This is a genomic window from Streptomyces sp. NPDC079167 (assembly GCF_040686735.1).
Classification (GTDB): Bacteria; Actinomycetota; Actinomycetes; order Streptomycetales; family Streptomycetaceae; genus Streptomyces.
Genome location: NZ_JBFBLO010000001.1, coordinates 711,083 through 726,257 on the forward strand (window position 1 = coordinate 711,083; position 15,175 = coordinate 726,257).

At 71.8% G+C, this 15,175-nt stretch carries 9 protein-coding genes; 2 read left to right on the top strand and 7 right to left on the bottom strand.

Going from position 1 to position 15,175, the window contains the following annotated elements; genetic code table 11:
• Positions 1-110: 110 nt before the first annotated feature.
• A complete protein-coding gene (locus tag AB0P41_RS03285) occupies positions 111-1,967 on the top strand; it encodes a glycoside hydrolase family 3 protein (RefSeq protein ID WP_365929768.1) in 1,857 nt (618 codons plus the stop codon).
• Between the two features lie 176 nt (positions 1,968-2,143).
• Here the strand turns inward: AB0P41_RS03285 and AB0P41_RS03290 are convergent, their stop codons facing one another.
• The 7 genes from AB0P41_RS03290 to AB0P41_RS03320 form a co-directional block, all read right to left on the bottom strand.
• Complete coding sequence (locus AB0P41_RS03290) at positions 2,144-3,625, bottom strand: S28 family serine protease (RefSeq protein WP_365929770.1); 1,482 nt, start codon at positions 3,623-3,625, stop codon at positions 2,144-2,146.
• Positions 3,626-3,703: 78 nt separating this feature from the next.
• Entirely contained in the window at positions 3,704-4,162 is a 459-nt protein-coding gene (locus AB0P41_RS03295; protein ID WP_356708242.1) for a hypothetical protein, read from the bottom strand.
• Between the two features lie 83 nt (positions 4,163-4,245).
• A complete protein-coding gene (locus tag AB0P41_RS03300) occupies positions 4,246-7,938 on the bottom strand; it encodes an ABC transporter ATP-binding protein (protein WP_365929960.1) in 3,693 nt (1,230 codons plus the stop codon).
• Positions 7,939-8,201: 263 nt separating this feature from the next.
• The gene (locus AB0P41_RS03305) at positions 8,202-9,065 is read right to left on the bottom strand and encodes a serine hydrolase (protein ID WP_365929772.1); all 864 of its coding nucleotides are present in this window, start codon (positions 9,063-9,065) and stop codon (positions 8,202-8,204) included.
• Positions 9,066-9,266: 201 nt separating this feature from the next.
• Positions 9,267-10,949: a thiamine pyrophosphate-binding protein gene (locus AB0P41_RS03310; protein ID WP_365929774.1), complete on the bottom strand. Its 1,683-nt coding sequence runs from the start codon at positions 10,947-10,949 to the stop codon at positions 9,267-9,269.
• Positions 10,946-11,914, bottom strand: coding sequence for an agmatinase (gene speB, locus AB0P41_RS03315; RefSeq protein ID WP_356708248.1), 969 nt, complete (start codon positions 11,912-11,914; stop codon positions 10,946-10,948). The genes AB0P41_RS03310 and speB overlap by 4 nt, the downstream gene beginning before the upstream one ends.
• An 84-nt stretch (positions 11,915-11,998) precedes the next feature.
• Positions 11,999-13,462, bottom strand: coding sequence for a sodium:solute symporter (locus AB0P41_RS03320; RefSeq protein ID WP_365929776.1), 1,464 nt, complete (start codon positions 13,460-13,462; stop codon positions 11,999-12,001).
• Positions 13,463-13,583: 121 nt separating this feature from the next.
• Between AB0P41_RS03320 and AB0P41_RS03325 the strand changes: the two genes are divergently transcribed.
• A complete protein-coding gene (locus AB0P41_RS03325) occupies positions 13,584-15,104 on the top strand; it encodes a PucR family transcriptional regulator (protein WP_365929778.1) in 1,521 nt (506 codons plus the stop codon).
• The last annotated feature ends 71 nt before the right edge of the window (positions 15,105-15,175 follow it).

Consider the following 15,175-nt stretch of genomic DNA (forward strand, 5'->3'; position numbering starts at 1 on the left):
CCCTTGTCCCGCGTGTCACGTCCGTTCTCGGACCGCCCCCTTGACTGGTAGTTACTTTCCATATATCCGTACCTTCTTGGAAGTTTCTTTCAGCACCGGAAGGGGCTCACGTGCACCACCGCACCTCCAGACGCACCCTCCTCACCGCCACCGCGGCGACCGCCGCTGCCGCGGCCTCCGGCGTCGCCGCTCTCCCCGGCGCCGCGCAGGCAGCCACGACCGGAACCTCCCCGGACAGCCGCCTCAAGCGGCTCATCGCCCGGATGAGCCTTGAGGAGAAGGTCGGCCAGCTCTTCGTGATGCGGGTGTACGGGCACTCCGCGACCGACCCCGACCAGGCGGACATCGACGCCAACCTCGCCGAGATCGGGGTCCGCGACGCCGCCGAGCTGATCTCCACGTACCACGTCGGCGGAATCATCTACTTCGCCTGGGCGCACAACACCCGCGACCCGCACCAGATCGCCGCCCTCTCCAACGGCATCCAGCGGGCCGGGCTCGCCGGTCCCACCCCGCTGCCGCTCCTCGTCTCCACCGACCAGGAGCACGGCATCGTGTGCCGCGTCGGTGAACCCGCGACCCTGCTGCCGGGTGCGATGGCGCTGGGCGCGGGCGGTTCACGCTCCGACGCCCGCGCGGCGGGCAGGATCGCGGGAGCCGAGCTGGCCGCGCTCGGCATCAACCAGAACTACGCGCCGGACGCGGACGTCAACGTCAATCCGGCCAACCCCGTCATCGGCGTACGCTCCTTCGGCTCCGACCCCGAGTCGGTCGCCGGAATGGTCACCGCCCAGGTGAAGGGGTATCAGAGCGCCGGGATCGCCTCCACGGCCAAGCACTTCCCGGGCCACGGCGACACCAGCACGGACAGCCACACCGGTCTGCCCGTCATCACCCACACCCGCGAGCAGTGGGCCGAGCTGGACGCCCCGCCGTTCCGGGCGGCCGTCGCCGCCGGCATCGACTCGATCATGACGGCCCACATCGTGGTGCCCGCCCTGGACCCGTCCGAGGACCCGGCGACCCTGTCCCGCCCCATCCTCACCGGCATCCTGCGCGAGGAGCTCGGCTACGACGGGGTCGTGGTCACCGACGCGCTCGGGATGGAGGGCGTCCGCACGAAGTACGGCGACGAGCGCGTCCCTGTCCTCGCCCTGCTGGCCGGGGTCGACCAGCTGCTCAATCCGCCGCACCTCGACGTCGCCTGGAACGCGGTCCTGAACGCCGTGAAGAGCGGCGAGATCAGCGAGGCGCGCATCGAGGAATCGATTCTGCGCATCCTGCGGCTGAAGACGAGACTCGGGCTGTTCCGCGACCCGTACGTCACCCGGCGGGGCGTCGACCGCACGGTCGGCGTCCCCTCGCACCTCGCCGCCGCCGACCGCATCGCCGAGCGGACGACGACGCTGCTGGCCAACGACGGTTCGCTGCTTCCCCTCTCGCGCCGGTCCCACAGGAACCTCCTCGTGGTCGGGGCCGATCCGGCCTCCCCGTCCGGCACGACCGGTCCCCCGACGACGACGCTCGCCGGGGCCTTCGAGGAGCTGGGGTACGCGGCGACGGCGCTGCCGACGGGCACGGCCCCGACCCAGGCGAAGATCGCCGAGGCGGTGGCCGCGGCCCAGGGCAAGGACGCGGTGATCGTGGGGACGTACAACGTCACGGCGACCAGCAGCCAGCGCTCCCTGGTCAGCGCCCTCGCGGCGACCGGCGTCCCGGTGATCACCGTCGCGATCCGCAATCCGTACGACATCGCCCACCTGGCCGGTACGGGCTACGCCGCGAGCCTCGCCACGTACTCCTGGACGGACGTCGAGCTGCGGGCCGCCGCCCGTGTGATCGCGGGGCGGGCCCGGCCGGAGGGCCGGCTGCCGGTCCCGGTGCAACGGGCTGACGCGCCCGCGCAGGCGCTGTACCCCGTCGGCTACGGACTGTCGTACCGGAGCTGGGCCGCCCCCAGGCCGTGACCGCCCGAATGAGCTGGAAGCACCCCGTGCGCCCGGCGTGCGCCCGCTCCGGCGGGTCACGCCGGGTGCACGTCCATGTGCCGGCCCGTGTGCGGTCGGGCGGGGGCATGCCGGTGGGCTGGGTCCACCGGATGTGAACATCCGGCGGGCCCAGCCCACTTCGGTGCCGAGCGGCCCTACGGCCGCAGGGTGCCCCGGTCCCGCTGGAGTTCGGCGTCACGCACGTCCAGGCGCGCGTCGAACTTCGCGAGGGGCTTCGCCTTCGCCGGATCGGCCTCGACGGCCGCGGGGGCGACTCCGGCCCAGCGCAGGATGGCGGCGGTCGCCTTGGCCTTCTCGTCGGCGACGAGACCGGCGACCTTGGAGCCGTGGTTGCCGCCGGGCACCGTGTAGACGTAGCTGTCGCGGGCGCCGCGGCCCAGGCGGAAGGGCTCGGCTCCCCACGGGTCGTTCTCGCCGTAGACGTACAACATGTGCCGGGCGTTGTTCCGGACCCAGCTGTCCACGTCACGCATGGCCGAGGGCTGGAACTTCATCGGGATGGAGCGGGGCACGAAGTTGCGCGGCGGCTGGTAGCCGTAGCGGCTCAGGTTCCCGAGCCAGGGCTGCTTGATGTCGGGCGAACCGAGCTGCGCTCCCGCCTGGTAGTAGTACGGCGTGTAGTTCGCCAGGCCCTGGTCGGCGTAGGCGGAGAAGCCGGAGATGCCGTCGATGGAGTCCCAGATCTCCTGGTCGGTGGCGTTCGGGGCGTCGGCCGGGATGGAGTCGCAGTCGGCGAGCAGGCTGTACTGCCAGTACGCCCAAACGTAGTCCATGACGACGGCCTCGTACGCCTTGTCGAGCGTGCCCACGGTGTCGAAGGTCAGGCCGTTCTCGGCGGCGTACGCCTCGAACTTCTTCTCCAGCGGCTCGCGGCGGACGAGGGCCTCGCGCTGGACGCCGCTCAGCCGGTCACGGCACTCCTTGGTGCCGACGCGGGCGAAGAACCGGTCGTACGCCGAGTCCTCCTTGTTGACCACGTCGTTGGGGGCGACATAGGCGACCACGCCGTCCATGTCCTTCGGGTAGAAGCGCTCGAAGTAGGTGGCGGTCATGCCGCCCTTGGAGCCGCCGGTGGTGAGCCAGTTCTCGGAGTAGATCTTCTTCAGCGCCTTGAAGACCCGGTGCTGGTCGCTGGCGGCCTGCCAGATGTCGAGCTTCGACCAGTCGGCGGGGGCCGGGCGGGACGGGGTGAAGAACCGGTACTCCAGGGAGACCTGGTTACCGTCGATGATCTGCGTGGGCTCGCTGCGGCTGGGGTTGGTCGAGACGTTGTAGCCGCTGGTGAAGAAGACCGTGGGCCGGGTCGTGTCCTTGTGCAGCAGGGTGAGGCGCTGCTGGAAGGTGCCCTTGGACGGGTGCCTGTGGTCGACCGGCTGGGTGTAGTTCAGGACGAAGAAGCGGTAGCCGGGGTAGGGCTTCTCCTCGATCAGACTCATGCCCGGGATGGCCAGGATGCGGTCCTTGATGTCCTCGCTGCTGCTCTCGCTGCTGCTGAGGCCGCTGCTCTGCTTCGCGGCCGGTTCCGCGGCTGTGGCCGCACCGGCCGAGGCCCCGGTCGCACTCACTGTGCCTATGAGCACCGCGAGCGACAGAACACCTCTGAGCGCCTTGCGCATGCACCCTCCCCTTGATTCACGACAGTCGCCGTGAACCTAGCGGTGGTAACACCCGTCACGCCAGACCCCACTCGCACATCAGCACCCGATCCACCCGGTGGAGCCGGAAGATCCCCCGATCGAACCCGACGCACGGACGCAGCGGTTGAGCGCGTGCACCGTGACCGGGCCTGCCAGCTTGGTGAACCTGCCGCTGTCGACGACCGCCCGGCCGCCGCGCGGCTGGAGCGAGACCCGCATCGCCCGCCGCGCGCCCGGCTTCTTGGCGACCGTGACGGCGCACGCGTAGGCGCGGCTCTTGTAGACGCGCAGCGAACCGGTGGAGAACGTCACCGACTTGACCAGCCGTCCGGAGCAGGGCGAGGCGGCCTGCGCCGGGGCGTGGCCGACGGGGCCCGTCACCAGCACGAGGGCTCCGAGCAGCGGCAGGAGGAGGAACGACACCGCCGTGCGCCGGCCCGCCGCCGCTCCGGGCCGTTTCGGTTCCGTCCGTCCCGATGACCTCAGCTGTCTCGCCACACGGTCCACCCCATCCACCACTCGAACATATCGACCCCCGTCGGACACACGTACGCATGGATGTACGACGCGGGAAGCCGGCGTTCAGTTGCGGGGATGTCTCATACACCCGCCGGGGCGTCCTCCCCTATGCCCTCTCCTATGAAGGTGCGCCACAGCCGGGCGTACACGCCTTCCCTGGCCAGCAGCTCGGCGTGCGTGCCGTCCTCGGCGACCCGGCCCCGGTCCATCACCACGACCCGGTCGGCGCGCGCCGCCGTCGTCAGCCGGTGGGCGACCACCAGGGTGGTGCGCCGTCCTGCCAGCCGGTCGGTGGCCTGGTTGACCTGCGCCTCGCTGGCGAGGTCGAGGGAGGCCGTCGCCTCGTCGAGGAGCAGGATGTCGGGGTCGACCAGTTCGGCGCGGGCGAGCGCGATCAGCTGGCGCTGGCCGGCCGAGAGGTTGCGGCCCCGTTCGGCGACCTCGTGCAGATAGCCGTCCTCCAGGGTGGCGATCATGTCGTGCGCGCCGACGGCCCGTGCCGCCGCCTCCACCTGGGCGTCGGTGGCCTCGGGGAGTCCGTACGCGATGGCGTCGCGGACGGTGCCCTCGAAGAGGTATGCCTCCTGCGGCACCACTCCGAGCCGGTGCCGGTACGCCGTCCTGTCGAGCTGCCGAAGATCCGTGCCGTCCGCCGTGACCCGTCCGCTCGTCGGGTCGTAGAACCGGGCGACGAGCTTGACCAGCGTGGACTTGCCCGCGCCCGTCTCGCCGACGAAGGCGACCGTCTGGCCCGCCGGGATCCGCAGATCGACGCCGGTGAGGGCCTCCTCGTCATCGGCGTAGGCGAACGAGACGTTCTCGAAGGCGATCTCGCCGCGCAGCGACGTCACGTCCACCGGCTCGTCGTGGTCGGCCGTGGAGGTCGGCTCGCGCAGGAGTTCCTGGATGCGGCCGAGGGAGACGGTGGCCTGCTGGTAGCCGTCGAAGACCTGCGACAGCTGCTGCACGGGAGCGAAGAACAGGTCGATGTAGAGGAGATAGGCCACCAACGCGCCCGTGGTCAGCGTGCCGTTGTCGACACGGCCGGCGCCGACGATCAGCACGGCGGCCGCCGCGACGGAGGCCAGCAGCTGGACGAACGGGAAGTAGACCGAGATCAGCCACTGACCGCGCACCCGGGCCTGGCGGTAGTGGTCGCTGCGCGCCGCGAACCGCTCGGCGCCGTCGTGCTCGCGCCGGAACGCCTGGACGATCCGCAGACCGGAGACGGACTCCTGGAGGTCGGCGTTGACGACGCTGATGCGCTCACGGGCGAGCTCGTACGCCTTGACGCTCCGGCGGCGGAAGAAGAACGTGCCGACGATCAGCAGCGGCAGCGTCGCGAAGACGACCAGGGCCAGCTGGATGTCGAGGACGAGCAGCACGACCGTGATGCCGAAGAAGGTGACCAGGGAGACGAAGGCGGTGACCAGGCCGGTCTGCAGGAAGGTGGAGAGCGCGTCCACGTCCGTGGTCATCCGGGTCATGATCCGGCCGGTCAGCTCACGCTCGTAGTAGTCGAGGCCGAGCCGCTGGAGCTGGGCGAAGATCTTGAGGCGCAGGGAGTACAGCACGCGTTCGCCGGTGCGGCCCGTCATCCGGGTCTCACCGATCTGCGCGGCCCACTGCACGAGGACGGCGAGCAGTCCGAGTCCGGCCGCGGCCCAGACCGCGCCGAGCGCCATCTTCGTGACGCCGTCGTCGATGCCGTGCCGGATCAGCACCGGCAGCAGCAGTCCCATGCCCGCGTCGACGGCGACCAGCGCCAGGCTCACCAGCAGCGGGGCCCCGAAGCCGTGCAGCAGCCTGCGCAGGCCGTACGACTTCTCCGGGCGCACCGCGCTCGCCTCGTCGATGCCGGGGGCGTCGGTGGCGGGCGGCAGCGCCTCGACCTGGGCGAGCAGCTCGGGGGTGGCGGGCATACCGGCGGCCGCCGCGTCGCGCCGCTCCTCCTTGCGGATCCACAGCCCGGGGGTGAGACCGCGCTCGGCGTCGAACTCCGCGTCCAGCTCCTCCAGGAGCGCGCGGTCGTCCTCCGGTCCGGCGGCGACCGGCGGCTGGTGCCCGGGTGAGGTGCCGCCCAGCTCGTCCGGGTCGGTGAGCAGCCGGCGGTAGAGCGCCGAGCGCCGCTCCAGCTCCGCGTGCGTGCCGATGTCGGCGAGCCGGCCCTGGTCGAGTACGGCGATGCGGTCGGCTAGGCCGAGCGTGGACCTGCGGTGGGCTATCAGCAGGGTCGTGCGGCCCTCCATGACCTGCGCCAGGACCTCGTGGATCTCGTGTTCGACCCGGGCGTCGACGGCGGAGGTGGCGTCGTCGAGGAGCAGCAGGCGGGGGTCGGTGAGGATGGCGCGGGCGAGCGCGACGCGCTGGCGCTGGCCACCGGAGAGGGTGAGCCCGTGTTCGCCGACCTTGGTGTCGTACCCCTCGGGCAGTTCGGAGATGAAGCCGTGCGCCTGGGCGGCGCTCGCGGCGCGTTCGATCTGCTCCTGGGTGGCGCCCGGGTATCCGTACGCGATGTTCGCGGCGACGGACTCGGAGAAGAGGAAGCTGTCCTCCGGTACGAGGCCGATGGCGGCCCGCAGCGAGTCCTGGGTCAGCTCGCGGACGTCGTGGCCGCCGACCAGGACGGCGCCGTGCGACACGTCGTAGAAGCGGGGCAGCAGGAGCGAAACGGTCGACTTGCCGCTGCCGGAGGCGCCGACGACGGCGACGGTCTCGCCGGGCTCGATGGTGAGGGAGAAGCCGTCGAGGACCGGGCGCTCCTCGTCGTAGCCGAAGCGGACGTCGTCGAACTCGACGCTCGCGGGGGCGTCGGCCGGAAGCGTCTTGGTGCCGTCCTCCATGGAGGGCTCGGTGTCGATCAGCTCCAGGACGCGTTCCACACCGGCGCGGGCCTGCTGGCCGACGGTGAGGACCATGGCGAGCATCCGGACCGGACCGACGAGCTGGGCGAGGTAGGTGGAGAAGGCGACGAACGTGCCGAGGGTGATCTCGCCCCGGGTGGCGAGCCAGCCGCCGAGGGCCAGCATCGCGACCTGGCCGAGCGCGGGGACGGCCTGGAGCGCCGGGGTGTAGCGGGAGTTCAGCCGGATGGTGCGCAGCCGGCCCGCGAAGAGCCTGCGGCTGACCTCGCGGAGCTTGCCGGTCTCCTGCTCCTCCTGGCCGAACCCCTTGACGACCCGGACGCCCGTGACGGCGCCGTCGACCACTCCGGCGACGGCGGCGGCCTGGCTCTGGGCGTACCAGGTGGCCGGGAAGAGGCGGGTCCTGGAGCGGCGGGCGATGAACCACAGCGCGGGGGCGACCGCGAGGGCGACGAGGGTCAGGGGCAGCGAGAGCCACGCCATGATCACCAGGGAGATGAGGAAGAGCAGGATGTTCCCGATGGTCATCGGGAGCATGAAGAGGAGGCTCTGGATCAGCTGGAGATCGCTGGTGGCCCGCCCGACGACCTGCCCGGTGGAGAGCTCGTCCTGCCGCTTCCCGTCGAGCCGGGTGAGGGTGCCGTACATCTCGGTACGCAGGTCGTGCTGGACGTCCAGGGCGAGCCGTCCGCCGTAGTAGCGGCGGACGAAGGTCGCGATGTAGACGAGGACGGCGGCCCCGATGAGCAGGCCGGTCCAGACCGCGAGGGAACGGGTGTGGCTGCCGACGACGTCGTCGATGATCACCTTGGTGATGAGGGGGACGAGCGCCATGACGGCCATGCCCGCGAGCGACGAGCCGAGCGCCAGCACGACGTTGCGCCGGTAGCGCCACGCGTATCCGCTCAGCCGCCGGCCCCACCCCTGTGTCCCGGGGTCCTGCGCCTCGGCGCCGTGTTGCTCCGCGCCTTGCTTCTCCGCGCCCTGTTTCTCCGCGCCTTGCTTCTCCGCGCCCTGTTTCTCCGCGCCCACGCGTGCCTCCTGTATCGCCCCGTCGCCCCGCCTGGGCCTGCCGCATGTCTCCAACGCGGCCGGCCGGAGATTTCATCCTCCCGCAATGATTCTCAGCCGATGGGCGGATCCGGGGGCCGGGGGTCCTAGGACCCGGCGTGTCAGCCGGTGGCGGGCCCGATGTCCTTGTGGACGGCCTTGGAGACGGCCTGAATGGTGTCGATGCCGTCCTTCATCGTCCTGTTGTCCTGAGTGAGCACGGTGATCACGTAGTCGTGGCCCTTGCCGCTGAACGCGCCGACGCTGTGCACCCGCCAGCCGTGGGTGGCCCGCTCCAGCCAGCCGTTCTTCAGCTGGACCGTCGCGTCACCCGGGGCACCGGCCGGGACACCCCAGCGCTGCTCCGGCACGACCTTGCGCATCCGGTCCTGGAGGAAGGTCCGCGAGCGGTCGTCGAGGACCTTGTTCCTGGCCGTCACCAGCGTCAGCAGACGCTGTTCGTCCTGGGCGGTGATCTGGGTGAGCCCCCATGCCCCCTGGGCGTCCAGTGCCGTACGGGTCATACCCGCGGCCTTGAGGAAGCCCTTGACCTTCGCGGGGCCGAGCTCGTCCCACAGTTCGGTGGTCGCGTCGTTGTCGGACTCGGTGATCATGGCTGTGGAGAGCTTGCTCTCGTGCGGGGTGAGCGGCCGGTCCGTCCTCTGCGCGTCCCAGAGCAGCGCGGCGAGGACGGTGACCTTGACGACGCTCGCCGAGTCCACCTGCTGGGTGGGGCGCAGCGTGCAGCTCGTACGCGTCCGGTGGTCCTGCACCGCCAGGGCGGTGGTGGACTTGTGTCCCTTGAGGGCCGAGGTGATGTCCTTGGACATCTTCGCGGCGAGCCCGGCCCGGTCCGAGGCACAGGAGACGGCGGGGGCCCGGGCCGCGGTGGCGGGCGACGCCACGGCCGCCGGGGCGAGAACACCACCGATCAGGGCGGCGCCGAGCGCGGCACGGGAGTACCGGGTCATCCACTGGTGAGTCATGCAGTCCTCCGCGCTGTCTCGTCGGCCGCCCCTGCGGAGCACCCGGACATGATGCGCGGAACGGACAAAACGAGCTATGGCCTGGGACACAGGCAGGAGGGCCGCACCGGCGCCGGTCCCGCACCGCAAGGCCTCCGGCGCGGCATCGGTGACCGACGCCACGCCGGCCGGAGGCGGGCCGGGACCTGGCGGTGGCCGGGTTCAGAGGTGCGTCGGCTCGAACATCTTCAGCAGCGCGGGAAGCACGACGACCGCGGGCCCCGGGGAGGCCAGGGCCTTGCCCAGGTCGGCGGCGAGCGTCTCCGGCGTCGTACGGACCGCGGGGACGCCGAAGGACTCGGCGAGGGCGACGAAGTCCGGGCGGGAGAGCTCGGTCGCCGTGGCCTCTCCGAAGGCGCCCGTCATGTACTCCCGCAGGATGCCGTAGCCCCCGTCGTCGACGATCAGCCACGTGACGGGCAGGCCGTACTGCCGCACGGTGGCGAGCTCGGCGATCGAGTACATCGCGCCGCCGTCGCCGGAGACCGCGAGCACCGGCTTCGTCGGATCGGCCGCGGCCGCGCCGATCGCGGCGGGGAAGGCGTAGCCCAGGCCGCCGGCGCCCTGCGCCGAGTGCATCGTGTTCGGGCGGCGGGCGTCGAAGGCGGACCACGCCCAGTAGGCGAGGATCGTCATGTCCCAGAAGCTGGGCGAGGTGTCGGGCAGCGCCTCGCGGACCGAGGCCAGCACCTGCTGCTCCAGCGTGAGGTCCTGTTCCGCGATGCGTGCGTGGACCCGCTCCAGCAGCGCCCGGACGCGCTCGGGCGCGGTGTCGTCCTCGCGGGGCTCCACGGCGTCCAGGAGGTCGGCGAGGGCCTCGCGGGCGTCGGAGTGGATGCCGAGCGCGGGGTGGTTGGACTCCAGCTTCCCGGCGTCGGCCTCGATCTGGATGACCCGGCCGCGCGGGGCGAACGTGTGGTAGTTCGAGGAGAGTTCGCCCAGTCCCGAGCCGACGACCAGCAGCACGTCCGCCGACTCCAGGAAGTCCGTGGTGTGCCGGTCCTCCAGCCAGGACCTGAGCGAGAGCGGGTGTTCCCAGGGGAAGGCACCCTTGCCGCCGAAGGTGGTGACGACCGGGGCGTTGATCTTCTCCGCGAGGGCGCGCAGCTTGCCGGACGCGTCGGAGCGTACGACTCCGCCGCCCGCGATGATCACCGGGCGCTCGGCGTCCGACAGCAGGTAGGCGGCGACGAGGGTCAGCTCGGGGCGCGGGTACAGCTCACGCGGTGTGGCGTCGAGCGCGCTGACCACGGGCAGGACGGTCTCGGCGAGCAGCACGTCCTGCGGGATCTCGACCCAGACCGGGCCGTGCGGGGCGGTCAGGGCGGATTCCCAGGCGGCGGCGATCGCGGAAGGGATCTGTGACGCGGTGCGCACGGTGTGCACGGACTTCACGATGTCGCGGAAGGACGCCTTCTGGTCGCGCAGTTCGTGCAGATAGCCGTGACGTCCGCCACCGAGCCCCCGGGTGGGGATCTGGCTGGAGACCGCCAGCACGGGCGCGGACGCGGCTGCCGCCTCCTGGAGCGCGGCCAGCGAGGTCAGGGCGCCAGGACCGGTGGAGAGGAGCAGCGGCGCCACCTCACCGGTGATCCGGCCGTAGGCGTCGGCAGCGAAGCCCGCGTTGTTCTCGACGCGCAGTCCGACGTACGAGAGCGAGGAGCGGCGCAGCGCGTCGAACATCCCGAGCGCGTGCTGGCCGGGGAGCCCGAAGACGGTGGTGGCGCCGAGTCCCTGGAGGGTCTCGACGACGAGGTCCCCACCGTTGCGGCCGGGCGGGGGCTTGAGGGCTGCCTCGGCCTGTGCCGCCGTGAGCTGCGGCCGGTCGTCGTGGTCGTGACTCACTGGGTGCGGCCCTCCGCGATCTGGCGGGACATGATCGTCGTCAGTTCGTACGCCGTGTGCGAGGCGGCGACGGAAGTGATCTCGGCGTGATCGTACGCCGGGGCGACCTCGACCAGGTCGGCCGAGACGAGGTGGCAGGAGGAGAGTCCGCGCAGGATCTCCAGGAGCTCGCGCGAGGTGAGGCCGCCGGCCTCGGGGGTGCCGGTCCCGGGGGCGTGCGCCGGGTCGAGGACGTCGATGTCGATGGAGATGTAGAGCGGCCGGTCGCCTATGCGCTGGCGGAGCTGGTCGGCGATCTCGTCGACGCCGCGCCGCATGACGTCGGCGGAGGTGACGATGCCGAAGCCCATCTTGGCGTCGTCGGTGAGGTCCTGCTTGCCGTACAGCGGGCCGCGCGTGCCGACGTGGGACAGCGCCTCCGTGTCGAGGATGCCCTCCTCGACGGCGCGGCGGAACGGCGTGCCGTGGGTGTACTCGGCCCCGAAGTAGGTGTCCCAGGTGTCCAGGTGTGCGTCGAAGTGGAGCAGGGCGACGGGGCCGTGCTTCTTGGCGACCGAACGCAGCAGGGGCAGCGCGATGGTGTGGTCGCCGCCGAGCGTCATCAGCCGGGCGCCGGTGGAGAGCAGGTCGTCGGCGGCGGCCTCGACGGTCTCGACGGCCTCGTTGATGTTGAACGGGTTGGCGGCGATGTCACCCGCGTCGGCGACCTGGGCGAGGGCGAAGGGGGAGGCGTCCTGCGCCGGGTTGTAGGGGCGCAGGAGGCGCGAGGCCTCCCGGATCGCGTTGCCGCCGAAGCGGGCGCCGGGCCGGTAGGAGACGCCGCTGTCGAAGGGCACTCCGACGACGGCGACGTCGGCGGTGCCGACCTCGTCGAGCCGGGGCAGCCGGGCGAACGTCGCGGGTCCGGCGTACCGCGGGACGCGGGAGGAGTCGACGGGGCCGCGCGGCGATTCGTTGCTGCTCATGGTGTGGGTGCCTTTCGTCGTGCCATGCGCGCCTTGTGGGCGTTCATACGCTGTTGAGTCTCTCAGGGGGCCGGTACCGGCTGGTCAGACGGTGACCGGGTCCGGGGTGGCCGGGTCGTCGGTCCCCCGCCCGGCCAGGCGCTCACGCCAGGCGGTCAGCACGGCCGGATCGGTCGGCCTGGTCGCCAGCGAGACGACCACGTACACCGCGAGTGAGGCGATCAGCCCGTAGTAGACCGGCTCGTTGGCGAGGATTCCGTAGGCGGCCATCAGTCCGATCACCGCGACACCGCCGACGGCCACGGCCGCCAGCGCGCCCGCCGCCGTGCCCCGGCGCCAGAGCAGGCCCCCGAGGATCGGCACCAGCAACCCGCCGACCAGCAGGTTGTAGGCGACGGTCAGCGCCTCGACGACGTCGTTGAGGGCGATGGCGATCACGATGACGGCGACGCCCATGATGAGGATGAACGCGCGGTTCCCCTTCACCTCGTCCCGCTCCTCACCGCCGTCCTTGGCGACCACGCCCCGCAACCGCGACCAGATGTCGTTGTTGGCCACGGTCGCGCAGGCGATCAGGGCGCCGGAGGAGGTGGACATCACCGCGGCGAGGGCGGCGGCCAGCACCAGTCCCCGTACGCCGACCGGAAGTTCGTCCTTCACGATCGTGGCGAAGGCGGCGTCGGCGCTGGGCAGCTTCGGGTACATCACCTTGGCCGCCGTCCCGATGACGGCACCGGCGACGGCGTAGACCAGACAGTACGTACCGGCGACGGTGCCGCCCCAGCGTGCGGTGCGGTCGCTGCGGGCGGTGAACACGCGCTGCCAGATGTCCTGGCCGATCAGCATGCCGAACGTGTAGATCAGGACATACGTGAAGATCGTCTCGCCGCCTATGCCCAGCGGGTCGAAGTACTCCGTCGGCAGCTTCGCCTTCATCTCGCTGAAGCCGCCGGCCTTGACGACGGCGATCGGCAGGAGCAGCAGCAGGACGCCGATGGTCTTGACGACGAACTGCACCATGTCGGTGATCGTGATCGACCACATGCCGCCGAGCGTCGAGTACGCGACGACGATGGTGCCGCCCAGGATGATCGCCACGGTGCGGTTCACGTCGAACAGGACGTCGAAGATGGTGGCGTACGCGATGGTCGAGGTGACCGCGAGCATCAGCGTGTACGCCCACATGACGACACCGGAGATGACCCCGGCCCGGCCGCCGTAACGCAGGTCGAGCATCTCGGAGACGGTGTAGACCTTCAGCCGGGCGATGCGCGCGGAGAAGAAGACGGACAGGGCGAGCAGCCCGAGGCCGATCGTGAAGACCATCCAGGCGCCGGAGAGCCCGTACTGGAAGCCGAGGCCCACGCCGCCGATCGTCGAGGCACCGCCGAGGACGATCGCGGCCATGGTGCCGGAGTACATCCAGGGGCCGAGCCGCCGTCCGGCGACCAGGAACTCGCTCTTGGACTTGGCGCGGCGCATGCCCCACCAGCCCATGGCGAGCATGCCGGCCAGATAGACCACGATCACCGCGTAGTCGACAGCCATGGGCCTTCCTCCGTCTCGGTTCCGCTCAGGGGGTGTGGTGCTGAAGACGGTAGGTGGCCGGAAGCCGACGCTGAAGTGTACGTTTCCTCCATCCTGATGAAGCTGAATGGATGGACCATCCATGCCGGACTCCCCCGCCGGGCCGCCCGCCCCTCCCATCGCCCTCTCCGAACTCCTGGCCCGGGAGGAACTCGGGCTCCGCCGGATCGCGGGTCCGGACCAGGCGGATCTGCTGTGGGTGCACACCTCGGAGATGGCCGACCCGTATCCGTATCTGCTCGGCGGTGAGCTGCTGCTGAGCGCCGGGGTGCAGCTCACGGACGCCGACACCTATGTGGCACGGCTGGTGCAGGCGGGAGCGGCGGCGCTCGGCTTCGGGGTGGCGCCGGTGCACGACACGGTGCCGGCGGCCCTGGTGGAGGCGTGCGACCGGCACGGCCTCCCCCTCCTTGAGGTTCCTCCGGCGACCCGCTTCACCGCGATCGCGCAGGCGGTCTGGCGGCTCATGGCGGAGGCCCGGCACCGCGAGCTGCGCCGGGTGACCCGGGCCCAGCAGGCTCTGGCGACGGCGGCTGCCCGCCCGGACCCGGTGCCTGCGGTGCTGCGTCAGCTCGCCGTACAGCTGGAGGGCCGGGTCGCGCTGCTCACGGCGGACGGCGGTGTGCTGCACGCGGCGGGCGGGCGCCCGGCACCGGATGTGCAGACGGCCCTGGCCCGGCTGGCCCGGGTGGTGGCGCCCACCGCGCCCACCGCGCCCACCGCGCCCACCGCGCCCTCAGGGTCCACGGGTCCCGCCCCGGACCGTAAGCCGAACCCGTCGTCGGCGACCGACACCCGGGGCGGCACCCACCTCTTCGCGTACGCGCTCGGTGGCGGTCAGGGGCTGGCCCTCGCCCTGGCGACACCCCGCCGCGACCTCGGCGACCACACCGTCGCGGGCATCGCCGTCGTGCTGCTCTCCTTGCTCACCGCCCCGCACCAGGGCGCCGACGCCGCGAGCCGATCGGCCGCGCTCGTACGGCTGCTGCTGGGCGCGGCCCCGCAGGACGTGGCCCCGCTGCTGGGCGGCGGCGACTCCTGGACGGTGGTCCACGCCCGGCGCGCCGACGGCACCCCGGCCGGCCCGCTGAACGCCGGGGCCCTCGGCGCCGCCCTGGGCTCCGCCCTCTCGGACGTGGACCGCGAGACCGTACGGGTCCTGCTCCCCGGCCGCCACGAGGCGGTGCCCCCGCAGCCCGGCTGGACCCTCGGCGTCTCCGGCCCCGCCCCGGTCAACGCCCTGCCCGACGCCGACACCCAGGCGGCCCGCGCCCTGGGCCACGCCGAGGCGACCCGCACCGCGCTGACCACACACCGCCCCGGCACCGGCGGCCTGGCCGCCCTGATCCCGCCCGACCGCGCCGAGGCCCACGCCCGCACGCTCCTGGCCCCCCTGACCGAGCCCCTGGCCGAGACGCTGCGCTGCTGGCTGAGCCTCCACGGCAGCTGGGACCGCACGGCGGTGGCCCTCAAGGTCCACCGCAACACGGTCCGCCAGCGCATCGCCCGGTGCGCGGTGCTGCTGGACGCGGACCTGGACGACATGGACGTACGGACGGAGCTGTGGTTCGCGCTGCGGGACCACGGGTCCGCGCGTGCGTGAATCCGGCGACCCGGGATGACAAGATCCCTCACGGGCCGTATTTCACGCGCCCTACGCGAGCCCTCCGTTCT